This window comes from Sulfurimonas sp. (assembly GCF_023229025.1).
Taxonomy (GTDB): Bacteria; Campylobacterota; Campylobacteria; order Campylobacterales; family Sulfurimonadaceae; genus Sulfurimonas.
On record NZ_JALOAA010000037.1, the window covers coordinates 1 to 18,267 of the forward strand.

An 18,267-nucleotide genomic window follows, 5' to 3' on the forward strand; every position below is an offset into this window, starting at 1 on the left:
ATAGATATTGAAAAAGCTATGCTCAAACAGTTCTCTGAAGATTCAAAACAAAAGGCACTTCAAGAGCTTTCGGTTGCACATATCAAAACACAAAAGTTTGTTGAAAGCTATTCTATGCAGGATAGTGTAATTGATAGAGATTTTATAAAAGAGATCCATCGACTCTTTTACTCTAGTGAAGGTATGGAAAAATTTACAAAACTTGAAAAAGAAAATGAACTCATAGAGATGATACCGGGTGAGTTCAGAACTAAAGATGTTCAAGTTGGCAACCATATTGCACCTTCAAGTGATTTAATCACAACAGTTTTTAATTACTATGAAAAAGAGTACACTTCAGTATTTAATAGCTCCACAAAAGCGATAAAACTACTAGCAGCTCTTAGTTCCCACCATCGTTTAGTATATATTCACCCTTTTTTAGATGGAAATGGAAGAGTTTCAAGACTGCATCTTGATGCAATGTTCTGGAGTATGAAGCTTGAAGGCTACGGACTTTGGAATATCTCAAGAGGAGTTGCAAGAGATGTTAAAGAGTATCAGCACTACTTATCTTATGCAGATATGAAACAACAAGGCGCAACTGACGGCAGAGGTGAATTGTCACTTAGAGGACTTGAGGGATATTTAAAATATATGCTTGAGGCATCATTAGATCAAATAGAGTTTATGGGAAACGGTTTACGACTTGATCAGCTTAACGATAAAATTAGAAAATTTGTAAAATTTTCACAAGAGGGGATGTTTTACAAACAAGAACCTTTACCAAAATACTCTGAACTGTTATTTTCTCATTTGTTGTTAAATGGTGAACTAGAGAGAAAATATGTGCCTTCTGCCATAGGTAAAAGTGTAAGTACCGCAACAAAACTCGTAAGCACTCTAACGAAAATGGGCTATATAGAAAGTGAACATAGTAAAGCATCACTTCGCCTCAAAGTAAATTCATTCTTTGCTTCGCAGATAATTCCAGAGCTTATTCCCCAAAAAGTAGATTGATGGTTTTGCTAAAAACGCTCAAAAATGGACTTTTGGTCTGGAGTTTGCCATAGTCTCTATTCTAACGGTGTAAATTTTATTAATAGCTGTTTTGCTGATATATCACTCTGATTACTTAAAAGCCTCTTTTTTGAGTAGCTATTAAAAAACTCCTTGAATAGCTTTTTTATTTGCATCGCCTTGTAGTTTTGCATATCTTACTGTTTGAGATATGTCTGCGTGATTTAATAGCTCTTGAATTTGTAGTATGGGGACATTCGCCATTGCTAGCTGAGAGGCACACGTATGTCTTAATGAATGTATAACAATTCTGTTTTTTCTGTCTTTTACATCAAGTCCTTGATTGAATAAATCATCCAAAAGTGGCTTTAATCTTGTTTGTAACTGCCTCGCTCCAATTTTTTTGCCATTGTTATTAAATGAAATCAGATAATCAGTAAATTTGATTGCTTTTGATTTTTGATAAAGTAGTTCTCGAGTTGTATCAGTTATATATCCGCTATACACTTCACCACCATTTTTTAAATCTACTAATCTAATGATATCATTTTGTAAATCTATGTCACACTTTTTGATATTTAAAACACTTTCCATTCTTGCACCCGTTGTCAATGCAAGTTTTGTGAAAAGTTCTAAAACACCTCCGTTGGCATTTTTCTCATCATATTGTTTTGCTGCATCAAACAGCTCTTCAATTTCTAGCTTATTTAGAAATCTTTCTCTTGTATTTCTTACTTTGAATTTTTGCACTTTAAGGGTTGGGTTTACTGCCTCGTACATTTCTTCTTTAAAGCCATAGATGAATATAGTCCCAAAGAGTTCTATAACCATATTGGCTGTTTGAGGACTTAGATTTTGTTCTTTAATTATGGAGTCTTGAATACTTATTAAATCATTTTTTGTAATACTGGTTACACCTCTGTGCCCTAAAATAGGAGCAAGGTGCTTCTTGTATTTACTTATTCTGTCAAATGTGCTTCTGGAGCTGTCTTTGGTCGTAAAATATTTATCTGCTACTTCATTAAGAGTTAGGACTTTTTTTCTATGATTTTTGACTATTTTTGGCGGCTGTTCACCCTTGTTTTGAGCATTGAGTATTTCTATGCGCTTGTTTCTACAATAAACTTCAGTAGTTCCATCTGTTTCGTCGCCAATCTTTACTCGTTTGAGTCTGTTTTCTTCATCTTTATATCTGACATAATATGATTTGGTGCCATCTGCTTTTATGTAATATTGAACACCTTCATATTTTTTAGAGTTAATAAATTTAGACATCTAAAAGCCTTAGTATAAAAAGCCAAATAGCCAAAGCGGAATTTTATTGCCATATCCAACTTCAATATCATCAGCTATCACATAAGAGTTTGGTATATTTTTGATTTGATTAAACCCTTTATTCTTTCCGCCTATTTCAACTGTATATTTCTCGTCTATTAGAAAATCACCGTTATCTACATAGTGAAGTCTGTGTCCGGTGGATATATTGCTTACAAAATAAGTCTCTCTGAGTGTTTCTATATCTTTATTGACACATAAAGCTTCAAAAAGATTTGTGTTTGCAAGGTATAGTTTGTCAGACTTTCGTATAGCTGCAAATCTTTTGCCTTCATGTGTTATTTGTTTAATAAGTTCTGCGTCATTAAGGTATTGTATATATTTATAGAGTGTAGTTTTTGTGATTCCAACAGTTGAGGCTAACTTGTCTATGCTAAACTCAAGTGGTTTAGACACGCAGATAGTAAGAAGAAGCTTTTTTAATGTATCTATCTTATCAGGTTGAATTGAAAAAATCTTACTTAAATCTGTATGTAAAATAGTGTTAATTGTTTCTATAATTCTATCAATGTATTTACTTCTGTCTTCAAAATAAAACGGATAAGTTCCAACTTTCAAAAACTCATCATAAAATTTGAGTATTTTTTTATCCGGTAAAGATGAAATAATCTCATTAACAATATTTTCGTGGTTTGATAATATATCTTTAAGAGTGTAAGCTTTTAATGAAACATTATGCGTTAGCTCTAGGTACTCTTTTAGGCTTAGTGGATAAAGATGATACATGGAATATCTTCGTGCAAAGTCAGGATTTGTGAGATGCAGGGCAGATGAACCTGTAAAATAAACTTTTATATCTAAAAAATCATAGATTGATTTTAGCTCTTTTTCAAAGTGTGCAGCTTCATGTACTTCATCTATACAAATCAGTTCACCGCCTCTTTTACTAAACTCATCTACAAAATCAAAAAGTGAAACATCTTGAAACATTGCATGATCACACGAAATGTATAGTTTGCTGCTAATAGGTAAATCTGAACTTTGTAATATTTGCATAAGAGTTGTTGTTTTACCAATACCTCTGCTCCCATATACAGCTGTTATCTTTGCTTCTGAATTATAAAGAGAATCAAAAATATATCTTTTATATATAGGAAGCTTCTGGTTTGCCTTGAGTGCATAAAGTCTTTTTGCATTTTCAAGAAGTTTTATCATGTTATACGACCTTTTAGTTTTCTTTATTATACTATAAATAAATATATAAGTCTAATGTAATATACTTACAGCAAGTGTGTTTTTACGACATATTGCGACAAATTTAAATATTTTAATAATTTTTTTATAATAAACATACAAGTTCAATACTGGGTATAAGTTTAGAAATTTCATTAGAAAAATTATAACATAGGTTAGGTGACTAAAGGGGTGACTAATTAGTCACCATTATTGAGAAAACTTGATTCTAAATGACTTTACTTGATATAATAAAAACCTTTAAAAGACCGTGTATATAGTGATATTTGAGGTTAGTTGACGATACTTTAAGAAACTTGAAAAAACACCATTTTTCAAGTCCTCTCATCCGCACCACCCTTTAAAATAGGGCTTCACAAGACTTTTTACAGTCACTTTAAGAAAACTTCAAAAACAACTTTTTACTACTTTTTTACTACAACTCTTAGTCTTGAGGACATAATCCGCCAATTCAAATAGTAAGTGCAACACCTGATTAAACTGCTGCATAAGATTTCGTAATTGTATCGAAAAACACTTCTGCTGGCGTTTTGTAGTTTAGTATCTTTCTTAATCTAGCATTTAAACGGTTCTGTACTTCAACAATTTGCTCATCTGTAATATGCTTAAATTCAGTTTTCTTTGGAAAATATTCTCTTATCAAACCGTTAGTATGCTCATTAAGCCCTCTTTGCCAAGATTGATATGGATTGGCAAAGTAGAACTCTGTATCAAGAGCTTTAGCTATCTCTTCATGGTATGAAAATTCTTTTCCATTATCGCTTGTAATAGTGAGAGCATGAGCTTGAACTGGTTTGAGCAAATGAACTATTGCATCCATTACAACTCTGGCTTGTTTGGCTTCTACTTTTTTCATTAGAGTAAACTTTGAATTTCTATCAACTAAGGTAACTATAGCTTGATGATTATTTTTACCAATGACAGTATCAACTGTCAACCGCGGTGTTAAAATAGGCAGTAAGAAAGCTGCTTAAAAAGTAGTTTTTACAACCGAAAGCTTAAAAAAACATATTTGTTCCTGATATTGATATAATATTTGTATCATAAAACAGATTGATTAATAAAATTTAGTTAGATACCAAATTGTACTTGAAAAAATTCCAAACCAATTGTTCCAAAATAGTTTAACTTCATAACACTAATTCTAAACAAGATAAAAATTGTCTTAATTAAAAATAGTACTTTAAAAACCGTGAGAAGCCTAAAAGTTAAATCGGATATAATTTGTCTGATTTAAAAATACTAGAGCGTAATTCGTTCTTACCAAAGGATACACAATGAAAACATTGATTTTACTAATCGGATTAACACTAGGTGCTCTTCAAGCTGACAACATCGTAACTTATGATACAAACAACGGTAACAACACTGAAGGCATTAAGACTAATCACCCAACTCAAGATCTTTACTAAGATTTGGGTTACGCCTCATCCCTCTAGCGGATGAGGTTTTTTAATATAAATCTTCCTAAAATTCACCTTTTTTTATTCAGACCTGCTTTTTTAGCCTCTTTATAAAACTTGTCAAGCCCTTTTTTTGCTTTTTTATCCACATTGTACGAGATGTGTTTTAAGTAGTTTAAAATATCATGATGAGCAACATCGGTTCTTTTAGACGCTTCATCCAAAATATACCTCGGAATCTTTACTCTTCTTTTTAAAAAATTCTTCTCAATTTTTTTGTAAAGCGCTTTGTCTTTGTGGTAGCATAAAAGTGCAAAAACAAAAGGTAGATTGTATTTTTGAGTCCATATTTTTGCCAAATCCGTATGCGGCTTATTTTGTAGGTAGTAGCGCAGGGCTTTGTCGCCAATAAGGACTTCACCTTTAATATCTAAGATTTTTGCAAGCACATTTGATGTTTCTGATTCTGTATCTGCAACACTGTTCTCATGTGGAATTACCAAAACGCTAAGTACCTCGCTTCTTGCGACAATCCCCATATTTACATGTTTTTGCCGCTTTGCTCTGATGCTTGAGATGAATGCCGCATCTACTTTTTTTGAGATAAATTTTTGGTTTGTTTTTGCCGGAACATCTCTGTAGTAGTGCATACTCATGCTCTGTTGAGAGCTTTTTGCAAAGCGCTTCATAAATACATGAAAAGGCAGAAGATTTAGGTACTCAATTTTTCCAAAAATCACAAGTTACTCCGAGATAATATACTCAAAAGTATACATCTCTTAACTTATAAAAAAGATGAGTTGGCTATAATCATAGTAAAAAAATTGTTTTAGGAGTATTCTTTATGGTACAAGTAGAATTTTTAGGTCCTATACAAAAAGAGCCTCTGAAGTTAGATATAACAAACTTAAATGAGTTGGCAAAAATACTGCAGCAAGATGAGTCCATGAGAGAGTGGCTTGAAAATAGTGCAGTTGCTATAAACGACACACTCGTTAGTAGTAGAGATGTAGAGCTAAAAGATGGAGATAGAGTCGCTCTTCTTCCGCCTGTTTGCGGAGGCTGATTTATGTTATATCTTTATGATGGTCCTCTTGATGTGGCAACAATCTTAAAAGAGTGGTATGAGCAGGAACTCACTAGCAATTGTGGTGCATATAGCTCTTTTGTGGGAACTGTAAGAAGTGAAGACAATATAGAAGGGCTTAGTTTTGATATCTATGAGCCGATACTTAACTCATGGTTTGATGCATGGCAGAAAAAAGCAGCAGCAAAAGGTGCAATCATAAAAATGGCACACTCAAGAGGGGATGTAATGCTTCATGAGTCCTCATACATAGCGGCTGTATTTTCTCCAAAACGCCGCGTTGCATTGGAGTTTATAGATGAGTTTGTAGAGGATTTCAAAGCATCAGCTCCTATCTGGAAATATGATTTAAGGGGCGGTAAAAGAGTCTATGCACTTGATCGCTCAACAGCAATTAAAGGGAGTGGTCTTTTAAAATGAGTCTATTATCTTATGAAACTAGTCAAAACATGCTTGACTTACTACATGTCAACTCCTCAAGAAGCGAGAATGTAGCGCTCGGCGCATCTCTTGGAAGAGTTTTAGCACAGGACATTATTGCTAAATATAATGACCCTCAGTTCCCTACCGCTTCAATGGACGGTTATGCAGTTATTCATAGTGATTTAGGGAACAAAAGCATAACTATTCTCGGAGATAATCCTGCAGGAAGTGATGAGAAGAGAACTATAAAGAGCGGGGAGTGTATAAAAACATTTACAGGCTCAAAGATGCCAAGTGGCGCCGATACGCTTATTCAGATAGAGAATGTAAGTGTAGATAACGGCAAAATTACAGTAGATAAAACAGTTCCTCTTGGTAATGCAGTTCGCCCTATCGCGGAGGGGTATAAAGCTGGAGATGTGCTTATAAAAAAAGGGACAAAGATAGGTTTTGCAGAGATAGGTGTTATGGCTGCGCTTAACCGTGTGATGGTAAAAGTGGCACTAAAGCCGCGTGTTGCAGTTATCTCAACAGGAAGCGAGATTTTAGATCTTGGTGTAAATAGTACAAATCCTTCTCAAATAAGAAGCTCAAATAATTACACGCTAGCGGCACTTTTTGAACAAGCCGGTGCCGAGGTTATCCAACTTGGAACGGTAGGAGATGATAGAGAGAGCATCATGGAGACGTTTGAAAATGCACTCTTAAGCGCTGATATACTTGTGAGTACAGGAGGTGTTAGTGTCGGGGATTATGATTTTGTAAAAGATATAGTTCCACGAATCGGTGCAGAAGTTGTTTATAAAGGTGTTGCAATTAAACCCGGTAAACATATATTGGTTGCACAAAGAGAAGATAAATTTGTTCTGGCACTTCCCGGGTTTGCTTACTCATCAACGGTTACGGCAATACTCTATGCGCTTCCTTTGATTGCGAAGATGCTTGGACGCAAAAGTGCATATAAAACCGTAGCGGCGAAACTTAGTGAAGATTTTACAAAAAGAAGCAAGCTTACAGAGTTTACGGCATGCGGTGTGGAGATAATTGACGGCGAATATTTTGTAAATTTTAAAGATAAAAAAGTCGGAAGTTCAGCGATACTTACTAACATGCTAAACGGTAGTGCGTTAATGATTACGGGTGAAGAAGACGGTAACCTCTCAAAGGACACTTTTGTAAATGTAATTCTTTTAGAGAATTTTTAGAGTTTATATAAAGTTTATACAGTTTAGATAAACTATTTTTAAATTTATAATAAAAGGATTTGAGATGCTAAAGAGAGTTATAGTTGTTTTTATTGTTTTTTTATCCATAGTTAGAGCCGATACCGATCTTAAAAAGGCTGTTTTTGATTTAACAACATCTGATTTAACGACATTTGAAAGTAGAGTCATTAAGGGAGTAGCCTTTAATAAAGCTCACTACGAGAGCAAGTTTCAAGAGTTAGATATTATAGTAGTTATACATGGCGGTGCATATAAATTTTTTGTTAAAGATTTAACAAAAACAAAGTACAAAAATGACAAAAAAATCCTTAGCGCATCAAAAGAGATTGAGCAAAGACTTACCTCACTTATAAAAACATATAATGTAAAATTTCAAGTTTGCGGCGTAGGTTTAAAAAAGAACGAGATTGACGAAGAGAATATTTATAACTTCGTAGAAGTAATTCCCAGCGCTATGGTAGGTCTTATAGATGCCCAAAGTAGCGGATATGCCTATATTCCTGTTGATTAACTAATAAAGCATGTTAAAAAAAATAGTCCCAGTTTTTCTTGTAATCATAGCTATTCTTCTTTATATTCTTTTTTCTGTTAGGTATGCGATAGACAATCAGAAGATAAATCATGTTTTAGATAAGTTCATTTTGACGCTTGAAGCCCAGATTAAAAATGAGAAGATGGATGCTCTTAAGATGGCTATATCTCTCTCTAGAAACAGTGCTTTAGTTGATGCACTAGAGAATGACGATGAAGATCTGGGCTATAAGATACTCTCAGATATTACAAATGAGATTAAAGAAGAGACAGGCATAAATATAAGAGTGCAGATGTTGACAGATGATTACCATATATTTGCTCGTAGCTGGGATGATGTTTATACAGGGATGCCGCTGGAGGATTACAGAAGAGATCTTGAATATTTTAAATTTAATAAAACTCCAAGATCATCAATAGAGACGGGAAGACTTTTGAGCATCAAAACAACAGTTCCCGTTTTTAAGAATGACAGGTTGCTGGGTTTTATTGAAATTATCAGCTTTTTTGATGCAATTACAGAGTTTTTTAAAAAAATGGGTATTGATTTGTATGTTCTAATGGATGACAAATATTATAATATAGCTGTTTTTATGCAAGAAAACAAGACCGTAGACAAGTATATTATTGCAAATAGAAACTATAACTATAACAATATAGAGCTATTAAAAAATATAAACTTTAAAAATCTTAAAACCGACAGAATGTTGCAGGTTGACGATAACTATATTTTTTATGAAAATATGTTTAACGGTAGTGGAGAGTCTGTCGGTATGTTCGCTTTTGTTTTGACACAAAAGTATTTAAATTATTTTAAAGAGGATCGAGATGAGGCGTCATTTCTTATAAGTTTAGTAAAGAGCTCCCTCTATGATGTAGCCAATGATATAAGTCATGATAATAAATCAAAAGATTTTATTGATCTTAAAACACTTCTTGAGCTAAAAGAGCAAGTTCCAAAAGAGCAAAGAGAGGAGTATAAATATAGAGCGTATCAGAAGCTAGAGAAGTATAGCAAAGAGGAGTTGATAGAGTTGATGTTAGAGCAAAAAATAGTAAAGAAAATTGATGGAAAGATAAAATGAGAATATTACTTTTAGAAGATGAATTCTCTTTGAGAATAAGTATAAAAGAGTTTTTAGAGGATATAAATTACGAGGTGGATGATTATGCTGACGGATTAGATGCATATGACGCTATATACTCAAAATCATATGATTTGCTTCTCTTAGATGTAAACGTTCCCTCCATGAATGGTTTTGAGCTACTTCAAAGTATACGAAAAGATAACAATAAGACGCCTGCTATATTTTTAACCTCTATGACAGACATGGATAACTTTAATGAGGGGTATAAAAAGGGGTGTTGTGACTATATTCGCAAACCTTTTGATCTTCTTGAGCTAGAGCTTAGAATAAAACAGGCAATACGAAGCTTTTATCTTGATGATAGTGAGCAGATTATTATTAATGAAACCATCTCCTACGACATGTTAAAAGGTAAACTAATGCTAGAGGGCAAGGAGGTGGTTCTTAGAAAAATAGAGAAAGATATACTAGAGCTGCTTCTAAAAAATAAAAATAGTGTCGTCTCTATGCAGATGTTTCAAGAGTATGTCTGGGAGGATTATGTTGAGCCCGCAACTATTCGAGTTCAGGTAAACAACTTAAAGCAAAAACTCCCAGAGCATATTATTCAAAACAGAAGAGGCTTGGGGTATATCATTGAACGATAAATATTATGCCCTAAGGTATGCTTACATATATACGGCTTTAGTAGCTGCTATTTTATTGGCACCCTTGTTTTTATACACGACGCATACAAAAGGCATCTACGATGCAAAAAATGAGATAGAGCTAAAAAAAAGAGCCTATCTGATTTTAAAAATAATGCAAGAGCATAATGTAGATAAAGAGTACTTTGAATATCCAAGATTTAAAACGTTTAAATCAGGACTTTATGATTTACAACAAAAGAAGATATTCTCTTTAATTAAGAAACCTATTAAATATTTTAAAGAGGGATACCAAGTAGACGATGGAGATGCTTACTATATTTTAGAGCTTCCAAAGGGTAGATATTTTAATGCAAAGTACCTTGTTGTAAACAATGAGCTCTCATACTATGAAGTTTATGAAAGGGCACTTTTTATTCTTCTTTCAATTGTCATGCTTATTTTCATACTTAGTATATTTTTTCTAAATAGGTTTGCCCAACCGTTTAAAGATGTCAATAAAAAACTAGACCACTTTATAAAAGACTCCATCCATGAGATAAATACTCCTATTGCTGTTATGAATATAAATATAGAGTTATATACCAGAAAACATGGAACAAATAAGTATATGCAGAGAATTAAAGCTTCCGCAAAAACACTCTCTAATATCTATAATGACATGGAGTATCTTATTAAGCAAGATAGGCATGATTATGAAAAAGAGCATATTGATATGGCTAAATTTTTGCAAGAGCGCATAGAGTACTTCTTGGAGGTGGCTCTTATGAAGAATATTAAACTGTTGGGAAATATTCAAGAGGAGATTTTTTTATCTATGAACCCAAAACAGTTTCAACGTTTAGTTGATAACAACATCTCAAATGCTATTAAATACTCTTATGAAGAGAGTGTTGTTGAGGTAAGTCTTCAGATGCAAGAAGATGGGAGCTGCTTGTTGTCCTTTAGAGATTATGGAATAGGGATAGAAGATGTCGATAAAATCTTCAATCGATACTACCGTGAAAATAGACAAACAGGTGGGTTTGGTATCGGTTTAAACATCGTTAATTCTATAATAAAAAAGGCAAATATAGAGATTTGCATTGATTCTGCACTAAAAAAAGGGACTACCTTTACTTACAAATTCCCCAAAAACATTATTTTTATAGAAAAATAGGATTTTATATTCATTTTACACTCTACTGATAAACTGCTCCTTGAAATTTAAAAAATAGGAGTGTAGATGAAGAAAAGTTTGACATTATCACTACTTCTTGGAGTCTCTCTTTTAGCAGCTGATTACAGTGGTGTTATAGAGGTACCGGATGCCAGCAAGATAATAGAGAAAGATCTTTTAGCACCTGTAGGTATTTATAAAATGCCTAAGGGTTGTATAACTGATGATCCAAAAGCGATAGCAAGAGGCTCATTTATGTTTCACAACTTAAATGGAGAAAATGCTAAAGGTGAGGCACCCGAGGGACTAAAGAAAGTAGATGCGCATGGGAAAAACAAGCAGTATGGAAATTGTGTTGCTTGTCATAACATTGAAGGCGCAATTGGCGGAGGAAATATAGGTCCTGATTTAACGGCATATAATGATGTATATGTAAAATCAGGGATAAGAGATCATCAATTTGTTTATCAAAAGACTGCTGATCCAAGAGTAGATAACCCAAATACAAACATGACGGTTAACTTGACAACAAAGTTATTTAATGAAAGAGAGATATGTGATATTACATCATATATTTTATCTCCAAAATAAAAAAAGGAAAGAGAATGCAAAGAAGAGATTTTTTAAGAAATTTAGGTGTTGGAGCAGCCGGTGCTGTTATTCTTCCATCTGTTAGTTTTGCAGCGGATGCACCAAAACCAAAGGGTTCAAATGTTTTGTCGTACAAAGATGCACTAAAAGCAGTAACAGGCGGTAAAACTGCCGAAGTGTCTGCAAAAGTTAATCTAAAAGTACCTGAAATTGCTGAAAATGGAGCAGTTGTTCCTGTAACGGTTGAGATTGATTACCCTATGACGGATAGCAACTACGTAAAAGCAATCCATGTGCTTACAGAAAAAAACGCAAACTCTCGCTGTATTGATGTTCATCTGTCACCTGCTAATGGAAAAGCCATGCTTGCAACACGTGTTAAATTAGGTGAAACACAAGAGATTGTAGCTATAGCTGAGTTAAGCAACGGAACATTTCTAATGGCTTCTCAGAGCGTTAAAGTAACTATAGGTGGATGTGGTTGATTCACTCACATGTCAATAATAGAGAACAAAAAATAAAAGGATAATAAAATGGCAAAAAGAAAATCGTTGATCAAAATCAAACCAAAAAGCTACAAAGACGGTGAAGTCGTAAAGGTGAGTTTTATGGTTATGCATCCTATGGAAACAGGTTTGCGTAAAGATAAAAAAACAAAAGAGCTTATCCCTGCCGAATACATTAAAAAAGTAGTATTTGAATACAAAGGCAAAGTTATTACAACTATGAATGTCTGGGAGACACTCTCTGTAAATCCAGTATTTACGACTTATATGAAGATTGATGGAGCCGGAGAACTAAAAGTAATATTTACAGATAGCAAAGGTGAAGTTCAAGAGACAGTAGCAAAGATTAAACCAAAAGGGTAAATAATGAAAAAAGGTATGCAAATAGTACTCTGTGTTACTCTTCTTTCATCATTAACTTTTGCAAGTGAGCAGTTTGCAATGAGTGATGCAGATAGAGCAATGTATGAGGAGCTATTAGAAAATAATCCGGCAGACATGATGCTTGCAGAGGGTTCAGAGTTTTTAGATGAGCTTGGTGGAGAGAGTGCACTTGCTAAATATTTAGGTGTTTCAGAAGATGCTTTACCATCATATATAGCCGGTTTTCCTAGATATATTGAAAAGTTTAAAATGGTTGTAAGCATTGATCAGATGCTTCAAGGTATGATGCATGATAGCGGGCAAAAACCATATGCATTGAAAAGCTCAGAGATGTTTAATATGTCCTCATATGTAAAAGCATTAGCAAATGATGAAGAAATCAATATTGATGTAAATGCTAACAAGCACATGAAGGAGGCTTATGCACTTGGAAAAGTAGTTTTTGAAACAAAAAGAGGCGCTAGAGGACTCTCTTGTTTGAGCTGCCATAATCCAAGTGTTATAGGCGGAATTTTACGAACACAACCGCTTCCTGATATTTCAGCTAAAGGAAATGCTTCAGCTGCAACATGGCCGGCGTACAGAATGACAAAGTCAGCTCTTGCAACGCTTCAAAAAAGATTTCAAGGGTGCATGAATAACGCTCTGCTAGCAGTTATTCCACTTGGCTCAAAAGAGATGACGGCACTAGAGGTCTATTTTACAGACGAGGCAAAGGGTGCGACTATCGCTCTGCCAGGTTTAAAGAGATAAGGGAGTATAGATGGAAATTTCTAGAAGAGACTTTATGCATATTTGCGCCATATTTGGATTAGGCGCAACAACTGCATCGAGTGCAGCTCCAAGAGCTGTATCGCAAATATCGCTAAAAGATATAAATAGTTTTAAAGATACGGGAAATTTTACACTTCTTCACGTATGTGATATGCATGCACATATTAAACCACTTTATTGGAGAGAGCCGTCAACGCTGATCTCAGCTCCAAACCTTGTGGGAACACCGGGATTTTTGTGTGGGGAGGCTTTTGCAAAACATTATGGTTTAGAGCCAAGCAGTTTAGATGCTTACTTTGACACACATATAGATTTTGAATCTTTAGCAAAAAAGTTTGGAAAGATGGGTGGTATAGCCCATATCAAAACAGTGGTAGAGCATGTGAGAAAAACAAGAGGAGAAGAGAATGTTCTTTTTCTTGACTCCGGAGATACATGGCAGGGTACGGGTGTTGCATTAAAGAGCAGAGGTGAAGCAATTGTTAAGGCTCAAAACTACTTAGGTATTGACGTTATGGTTGGACACTGGGAGTTTACTTATGGCAAAGAGCGCGTAAAAGAGCTTATAGAGATGCTTGATGCCAAATTTATCTCTCAAAATGTTGTTGGAAATGACTCTTTTGCTGATGATTATGAGGAGCTAATATTTGAACCTTATACCATTGAAGAGAGAGGCGGAGCAAAGATTGGAATTATTGGTCAATCATTTCCATTTACATCAACTGCAAATCCTAAAGAGTTTACACAAGGGTGGAGCTTTGGGCTAAGGCTTGATACGCTTCAAGAGTATGTAGATGAGCTAAGAGAAGAGCATAAAGTTGATTGTGTTGTTGTGTTATCACATGATGGATTTAGTGTAGATCAAGAGGTTGCACGTAAAGTAAACGGCATAGATTTTATTTTAAGTGGACACACGCATGACCCATCACCAAAGCCTATTGTTATCAATGGATGTGTGATAGTAATTGCAGGAAGCCACGGGAAATATGTAGGTCGTTTGGATATTGATGCAAAAGATGGAAAGGTAAGAGATTATGAGTATAAGCTCATTCCAATAGCTTCAAAGCTTATTCCGGCTGATCCGGAGGGTGAAAAGTTAGTAGAAGAGCTATATGCTCCATACAACAAAGAGCTTAATGAAGTTCTTGGTAAAACAAAAAATATTCTCTACAAAAGAGATACATTTTTCTCAACCTTTGATCAGCTTATTAATGATGCAATAATGGATGAGATGAAGTGTGATATCTCCTTTACACCAGGGTACAGATGGGGAACTACAGTTCTTGCAGGTGAAGATATCTTGATGGATAATGTCTATGAGATGTGCGGAATTACTTATCCGGATGTTTATACATTTGAGTTAAAAGGCGATAAAATCGCATCTTTGTTAGAGGATATTGCCGATAATGTGTTTAACGCAAATCCACTTTATCAACAGGGTGGGGATATGAGTAGACTTGGCGGTGTTACATACAGTATCGCAGTCTCCAATAAAGCCGGAGAGAGAATCTCAAATTTAATGATTGGCAATAAACCAATTGATTTAAACAAAACATATATCGTATCTTCTTGGGGAGGCAATTTGCAAAATGCAGGTACAAATCTTCAAGAAGATAAGATTAGAGCGGTATATGATATTACAAGAGATTATATTAAGAGAAAAAAAGTAGTTGATGTTAGTAATGAAGGAAATGTTACTCTTCTCGATTATGACTGCGGATGTCCTGTTGAAGGCTCAAGAAGCTGTAGTTAAGATACTCAAAAAGGAAAATAGAACTATGAAAATATTAAAATTAAGTGCAATTGCGGCACTCACATGTCTGCTTACCTCAACATTAAGTGCAGATGATACAGAACCAAAAAGAGTTTTAAAAAACAACATGATGGAAGTTTACAATACACTTCCATCTACAGCAAATACTTTAAGTGAGGCATTTACAGAGGGTATATTTTATGGTCGCTTAAGAACAAATGCTTTTAGATGGGACTGGGAAAATGATGCAAACGGCGACAATAAAGCATTTGGTTTAGGAGGAAGTTTGATTTATAAAACAGCTCCCTTTCATGGACTTAGTGCTACAGCAGGTTTATACTACTCCAACAGTCCTTTTTCTTCTCTTCGTGAAGATAATGCAGATGTAGGAACTGTAAAATCCGGTAAAGATACATTTAGCCGTTACGATGTTTTAAACGGGGGAGATTGGTCGATGAGTGTCCTCGGACAAGCATATCTACAATATGATGTATCAAAAACCTCCTTTAAAGTCGGTCGCCAGATATTTGAGTCATTTTTGACAAAATCAAATGATACAAAAATGATTCCAAACACATTTGAGGGTTATACTGTAGCTATAAATGAGATTCCAAAAACTACTATTCGCGGTGCGTATTTTACGGCACAAAAGCTTCGTGATCATACATCGTTTCATGATGTACTTACGTTTAAAGACTCCTCTGGAAGCAGCTGGAACAATAATGATGATTCGGCAGTGCATAAAGGTTTAAGCTATAGTAATCTTAAACCACATGGTAAAGAAGAGAATGAGTTAGTAGTAGTAAATTTTAAAAATAAATCTATTAACAACCTTGTAATGGATGTTACATATGGCTCGGTACCGGGGCTTTTCTCTTCATTAACAGGGGAGTTAAACTACAAAATTGCTCTTAGCGACAACCTATCTTTAACGCCGGGTGTTCGTCATATGCAGCAGTTTGATGATGGTGCCGGAGTAATAGGTGGTGCTAGTTTAAGCGGAACTCTAGCAGGATTGACGGGAGCACAACAGGGTTATAAGGATGCTTCTTCGTTAGATACATCTCTTAGTATGGCACGTCTTGTTTTAACGGATGGAATCTTCAAAGCACAGATTGCCTACTCGCAGGTTGCAGATGAGTCCGATATCATTGCTCCATGGAGAGGTTTTCCGACTGGCGGATATACACGTGCTATGGCACAGTACAACTGGAGAGCAGATACAAAAACCACTTCTGCTGAAGTTTACTACGATTTTGGCAAGGCAAAGATTTTAGATGGATTTAGCGCTTTAGCAAGATATGCAATGCAAGACTTTGATGAAGATAAGCAAGCAGCCGGCGTTCAAGCAGATAGTAATATTCTACATATGGATTTTAGACAAAGATTCACACCTACTATAGATGCAAAAATACGCCTTGCGTTTGTAGATGCTGATGATCGTGTCGGAGGCGACAATAAAGACTCTTATAACGAGTACCGTTTTGAGTTAAACTACCTCTTTTAATAGAGTTACAGGGCTATTTTGAGCTACTTTAGCAAGCTCTCCTATTTTTTCAGTAGTCAAAATAGCCTTGAAAATAGTAAGCGAGTGTTTTTATGAAAAAAATTATTTTCTCTTTTATATTTAGTTCTGTAGCTCTTTTTGGAGTTGATTGGCTGAGTTATGAAGATGCTCTTGGGCTTCAACAAAAAAATTCAAAAATAATCATGATAGATATTGTAAGAACGAATTGTCGCTACTGCATAAAAATGGATAGAGATGTTTTTGATGATAAAGAGATGTCGACGTGGGTTGAGGAGCGATTTATCCCTGTAAAATTAAACCTAGATATTCATGAGATACCTTTAGGCATTAATGTTATGATAACCCCATCCTTTTACTTTGTTGATAAAAATCAAAAAATTATCAAAATGATACCGGGATCTTGGAGTAGTGATGATTTTAAGGAACTAACAAAAAAAATCAAAGGAGAGTAAGATGAGAAAATTTGTAGTATTACTTCTGTTAATGGTCTATACCCTACAAGCCGAGACTATTTTTGCAGAGCCTAAGCCAGATATATTGGAACCGAGAAAAATAGTTTTTTCCATAAAAAGTGCGAAGGATGAAGATATTCATCACGTGTTAAGCAGCGCAAATAATGTGCTAAAGTTTTATGGACCTGAAAAAGTTAATATGAAAATTATTGCTTACTATCACGGTATAAGAGCTTTATTAAAAAAAGAGAATGAAATTGCTCAAAGAGTTAATGCTCTTATGCAGCTAGAAGTTGAGTTTGTAGCATGTGGCAATACAATGCAGACAAAAAATATAAAAGAAGAGGATCTAGTAGATGATACGGAAGTAGTGACGGCGGGCATTGTTGAGATTGTTGAGAGAGTAAAAGAGGGTTGGATTTATATAATCCCCTAATTAAGAGTAGCAGAAGCGCTACTTCAACCTTATAAAAGGATAGAAAATGAAAAAAATAGTTATTTTTATCGTTGCATTAGTAACTGCATCGGTAGTTTGGGCGCAGGGTGATTTGCATATATTTGATGTAGATAACAAAAAAGGGTTAATAACTACAGAACATATAGAGAAAGCATTTGTGCAAAACGGCTTTGGAATAGGTGTAAATAGCAATATGATTAATCCGTTTATGATACAGTTTAAAGAGACGGAGTATAAAATATTTACTCTTCTTACGGTTTATCATGAGAAGCTCTCTTTTGAGTTGTTAAAAAAGCATCCTGAAGCGGGAGTTTTCTTGCCGATGGGGGTTGGAATCTATCAAAATAAAAAAGAAGATACCCTGCATGTAACTGTCTTAACCTCTAAGGCACAGGAGAAGATCTTAGGATTTAATGATGAGATACTCAAGGAGATAGAAGAGAAAGTTTTAAATGTCTTAAATAATGCATTAGAAGGCGTAAAGCATAGATTAAGCGAGGACTCACTCCAAGAGAGTCGAGATCTTGTTACAAAGTATGAGTTAGAGCTTGATGGTGAAGATGCACAAGAGGCTAGAGGCGATGTAATAATGGGTCTTGAGACTGGTTTGAGTCTTTACGGTTTTATAGTTCCAAGCAAGTTGGATGTAAGCAAGCATTTAGATGGCTCGGTATATGATTTTTACCAAACCTACTCTATATGTAAACTACCTGTTATATATACAGTCTCT

22 protein-coding genes are annotated in these 18,267 nt (G+C 34.7%); 18 read left to right on the plus strand and 4 right to left on the minus strand.

What is annotated here, in order from left to right; genetic code table 11:
• Positions 1 to 999 (plus strand): Fic family protein (locus M0Q20_RS08815; RefSeq protein WP_295060752.1); only part of this gene is annotated, 999 nt, incomplete at its 5' end.
• Positions 1,000 to 1,140: 141 nt separating this feature from the next.
• On the opposite strand, the gene M0Q20_RS08820 is transcribed toward M0Q20_RS08815, so the two are convergent.
• From M0Q20_RS08820 to M0Q20_RS08830, 3 genes are all read right to left on the minus strand, one after another.
• Complete coding sequence (locus M0Q20_RS08820; protein WP_295060753.1) at positions 1,141 to 2,274, minus strand: tyrosine-type recombinase/integrase; 1,134 nt, start codon at positions 2,272 to 2,274, stop codon at positions 1,141 to 1,143.
• A gap of 9 nt (positions 2,275 to 2,283) precedes the next feature.
• Entirely contained in the window at positions 2,284 to 3,489 is a 1,206-nt protein-coding gene (locus M0Q20_RS08825; RefSeq protein WP_295060755.1) for an AAA family ATPase, read from the minus strand.
• A gap of 514 nt (positions 3,490 to 4,003) precedes the next feature.
• Positions 4,004 to 4,465 carry an IS30 family transposase gene (locus M0Q20_RS08830; RefSeq protein WP_295060757.1) on the minus strand — a complete coding sequence of 154 codons (462 nt, stop codon included), beginning with the start codon at positions 4,463 to 4,465 and terminating at the stop codon, positions 4,004 to 4,006.
• A 340-nt stretch (positions 4,466 to 4,805) separates the two neighbouring features.
• Here M0Q20_RS08830 and M0Q20_RS08835 point away from each other — a divergent pair, with 340 nt between their 5' ends.
• Positions 4,806 to 4,940, plus strand: a complete 135-nt coding sequence (locus tag M0Q20_RS08835; RefSeq protein ID WP_295057931.1) for a hypothetical protein — start codon at positions 4,806 to 4,808, stop codon at positions 4,938 to 4,940.
• A gap of 62 nt (positions 4,941 to 5,002) precedes the next feature.
• Here the strand turns inward: M0Q20_RS08835 and M0Q20_RS08840 are convergent, their stop codons facing one another.
• On the minus strand, positions 5,003 to 5,671 hold the full coding sequence (locus M0Q20_RS08840) for an MqnA/MqnD/SBP family protein (RefSeq protein WP_295060759.1): 669 nt from the start codon (positions 5,669 to 5,671) through the stop codon (positions 5,003 to 5,005).
• Between the two features lie 104 nt (positions 5,672 to 5,775).
• Between M0Q20_RS08840 and M0Q20_RS08845 the strand changes: the two genes are divergently transcribed.
• The 16 genes from M0Q20_RS08845 to M0Q20_RS08920 form a co-directional block, all read left to right on the plus strand.
• A complete protein-coding gene (locus tag M0Q20_RS08845; protein ID WP_295060761.1) occupies positions 5,776 to 5,997 on the plus strand; it encodes a MoaD/ThiS family protein in 222 nt (73 codons plus the stop codon).
• A 3-nt stretch (positions 5,998 to 6,000) separates the two neighbouring features.
• Entirely contained in the window at positions 6,001 to 6,438 is a 438-nt protein-coding gene (locus M0Q20_RS08850) for a molybdenum cofactor biosynthesis protein MoaE (protein ID WP_295060763.1), read from the plus strand.
• Positions 6,435 to 7,646, plus strand: a complete 1,212-nt coding sequence (gene glp / locus M0Q20_RS08855) for a gephyrin-like molybdotransferase Glp (RefSeq protein ID WP_295060765.1) — start codon at positions 6,435 to 6,437, stop codon at positions 7,644 to 7,646. The genes M0Q20_RS08850 and glp overlap by 4 nt, the downstream gene beginning before the upstream one ends.
• Before the next feature lie 64 nt (positions 7,647 to 7,710).
• Positions 7,711 to 8,178, plus strand: coding sequence for a DsrE family protein (locus M0Q20_RS08860; protein WP_295060767.1), 468 nt, complete (start codon positions 7,711 to 7,713; stop codon positions 8,176 to 8,178).
• Between the two features lie 10 nt (positions 8,179 to 8,188).
• Positions 8,189 to 9,283, plus strand: coding sequence for a cache domain-containing protein (locus tag M0Q20_RS08865; RefSeq protein ID WP_295060769.1), 1,095 nt, complete (start codon positions 8,189 to 8,191; stop codon positions 9,281 to 9,283).
• A complete protein-coding gene (locus tag M0Q20_RS08870) occupies positions 9,280 to 9,933 on the plus strand; it encodes a response regulator transcription factor (protein WP_295060771.1) in 654 nt (217 codons plus the stop codon). The genes M0Q20_RS08865 and M0Q20_RS08870 overlap by 4 nt, the downstream gene beginning before the upstream one ends.
• Positions 9,923 to 11,092 carry a HAMP domain-containing sensor histidine kinase gene (locus tag M0Q20_RS08875; RefSeq protein WP_295060773.1) on the plus strand — a complete coding sequence of 390 codons (1,170 nt, stop codon included), beginning with the start codon at positions 9,923 to 9,925 and terminating at the stop codon, positions 11,090 to 11,092. Before M0Q20_RS08870 ends, M0Q20_RS08875 begins: the two co-directional genes overlap by 11 nt.
• A gap of 66 nt (positions 11,093 to 11,158) precedes the next feature.
• Positions 11,159 to 11,683 carry a sulfur oxidation c-type cytochrome SoxX gene (gene soxX, locus M0Q20_RS08880; protein ID WP_295060775.1) on the plus strand — a complete coding sequence of 175 codons (525 nt, stop codon included), beginning with the start codon at positions 11,159 to 11,161 and terminating at the stop codon, positions 11,681 to 11,683.
• Between the two features lie 14 nt (positions 11,684 to 11,697).
• Positions 11,698 to 12,168: a thiosulfate oxidation carrier protein SoxY gene (gene soxY, locus M0Q20_RS08885; RefSeq protein ID WP_295060777.1), complete on the plus strand. Its 471-nt coding sequence runs from the start codon at positions 11,698 to 11,700 to the stop codon at positions 12,166 to 12,168.
• Between the two features lie 48 nt (positions 12,169 to 12,216).
• Positions 12,217 to 12,552, plus strand: a complete 336-nt coding sequence (soxZ, locus tag M0Q20_RS08890) for a thiosulfate oxidation carrier complex protein SoxZ (RefSeq protein WP_295060779.1) — start codon at positions 12,217 to 12,219, stop codon at positions 12,550 to 12,552.
• Positions 12,553 to 12,555: 3 nt separating this feature from the next.
• Positions 12,556 to 13,326, plus strand: coding sequence for a sulfur oxidation c-type cytochrome SoxA (gene soxA / locus M0Q20_RS08895; RefSeq protein ID WP_295060780.1), 771 nt, complete (start codon positions 12,556 to 12,558; stop codon positions 13,324 to 13,326).
• Between the two features lie 10 nt (positions 13,327 to 13,336).
• On the plus strand, positions 13,337 to 15,100 hold the full coding sequence (gene soxB / locus M0Q20_RS08900) for a thiosulfohydrolase SoxB (protein ID WP_295060782.1): 1,764 nt from the start codon (positions 13,337 to 13,339) through the stop codon (positions 15,098 to 15,100).
• Positions 15,101 to 15,125: 25 nt separating this feature from the next.
• Entirely contained in the window at positions 15,126 to 16,607 is a 1,482-nt protein-coding gene (locus M0Q20_RS08905; RefSeq protein WP_295060784.1) for an OprD family outer membrane porin, read from the plus strand.
• Positions 16,608 to 16,699: 92 nt separating this feature from the next.
• Positions 16,700 to 17,080, plus strand: coding sequence for a DUF255 domain-containing protein (locus tag M0Q20_RS08910; protein ID WP_295060786.1), 381 nt, complete (start codon positions 16,700 to 16,702; stop codon positions 17,078 to 17,080).
• Position 17,081: 1 nt separating this feature from the next.
• The gene (locus tag M0Q20_RS08915; protein WP_295060788.1) at positions 17,082 to 17,516 is read left to right on the plus strand and encodes a DsrE family protein; all 435 of its coding nucleotides are present in this window, start codon (positions 17,082 to 17,084) and stop codon (positions 17,514 to 17,516) included.
• Between the two features lie 46 nt (positions 17,517 to 17,562).
• Positions 17,563 to 18,267, plus strand: a 705-nt coding sequence (locus M0Q20_RS08920) for a DUF302 domain-containing protein (protein ID WP_295060790.1), incomplete at its 3' end; no start/stop codon positions are given.

Bases quoted from the DNA above. Each gene is read 5' to 3' on its own strand.
- M0Q20_RS08820 (WP_295060753.1), bottom strand. From the start codon at position 2,274: ATGTCTAAATTTATTAACTCTAAAAAATATGAAGGTGTTCAATATTAC.
- M0Q20_RS08825 (WP_295060755.1), bottom strand. From the start codon at position 3,489: ATGATAAAACTTCTTGAAAATGCAAAAAGACTTTATGCACTCAAGGCA.
- M0Q20_RS08835 (WP_295057931.1), top strand. From the start codon at position 4,806: ATGAAAACATTGATTTTACTAATCGGATTAACACTAGGTGCTCTTCAA.
- M0Q20_RS08845 (WP_295060761.1), top strand. From the start codon at position 5,776: ATGGTACAAGTAGAATTTTTAGGTCCTATACAAAAAGAGCCTCTGAAG.
- M0Q20_RS08850 (WP_295060763.1), top strand. From the start codon at position 6,001: ATGTTATATCTTTATGATGGTCCTCTTGATGTGGCAACAATCTTAAAA.
- glp (WP_295060765.1), top strand. From the start codon at position 6,435: ATGAGTCTATTATCTTATGAAACTAGTCAAAACATGCTTGACTTACTA.
- M0Q20_RS08860 (WP_295060767.1), top strand. From the start codon at position 7,711: ATGCTAAAGAGAGTTATAGTTGTTTTTATTGTTTTTTTATCCATAGTT.
- M0Q20_RS08865 (WP_295060769.1), top strand. From the start codon at position 8,189: ATGTTAAAAAAAATAGTCCCAGTTTTTCTTGTAATCATAGCTATTCTT.
- M0Q20_RS08870 (WP_295060771.1), top strand. From the start codon at position 9,280: ATGAGAATATTACTTTTAGAAGATGAATTCTCTTTGAGAATAAGTATA.
- soxX (WP_295060775.1), top strand. From the start codon at position 11,159: ATGAAGAAAAGTTTGACATTATCACTACTTCTTGGAGTCTCTCTTTTA.
- soxY (WP_295060777.1), top strand. From the start codon at position 11,698: ATGCAAAGAAGAGATTTTTTAAGAAATTTAGGTGTTGGAGCAGCCGGT.
- soxZ (WP_295060779.1), top strand. From the start codon at position 12,217: ATGGCAAAAAGAAAATCGTTGATCAAAATCAAACCAAAAAGCTACAAA.
- soxA (WP_295060780.1), top strand. From the start codon at position 12,556: ATGAAAAAAGGTATGCAAATAGTACTCTGTGTTACTCTTCTTTCATCA.
- soxB (WP_295060782.1), top strand. From the start codon at position 13,337: ATGGAAATTTCTAGAAGAGACTTTATGCATATTTGCGCCATATTTGGA.
- M0Q20_RS08905 (WP_295060784.1), top strand. From the start codon at position 15,126: ATGAAAATATTAAAATTAAGTGCAATTGCGGCACTCACATGTCTGCTT.
- M0Q20_RS08910 (WP_295060786.1), top strand. From the start codon at position 16,700: ATGAAAAAAATTATTTTCTCTTTTATATTTAGTTCTGTAGCTCTTTTT.
- M0Q20_RS08915 (WP_295060788.1), top strand. From the start codon at position 17,082: ATGAGAAAATTTGTAGTATTACTTCTGTTAATGGTCTATACCCTACAA.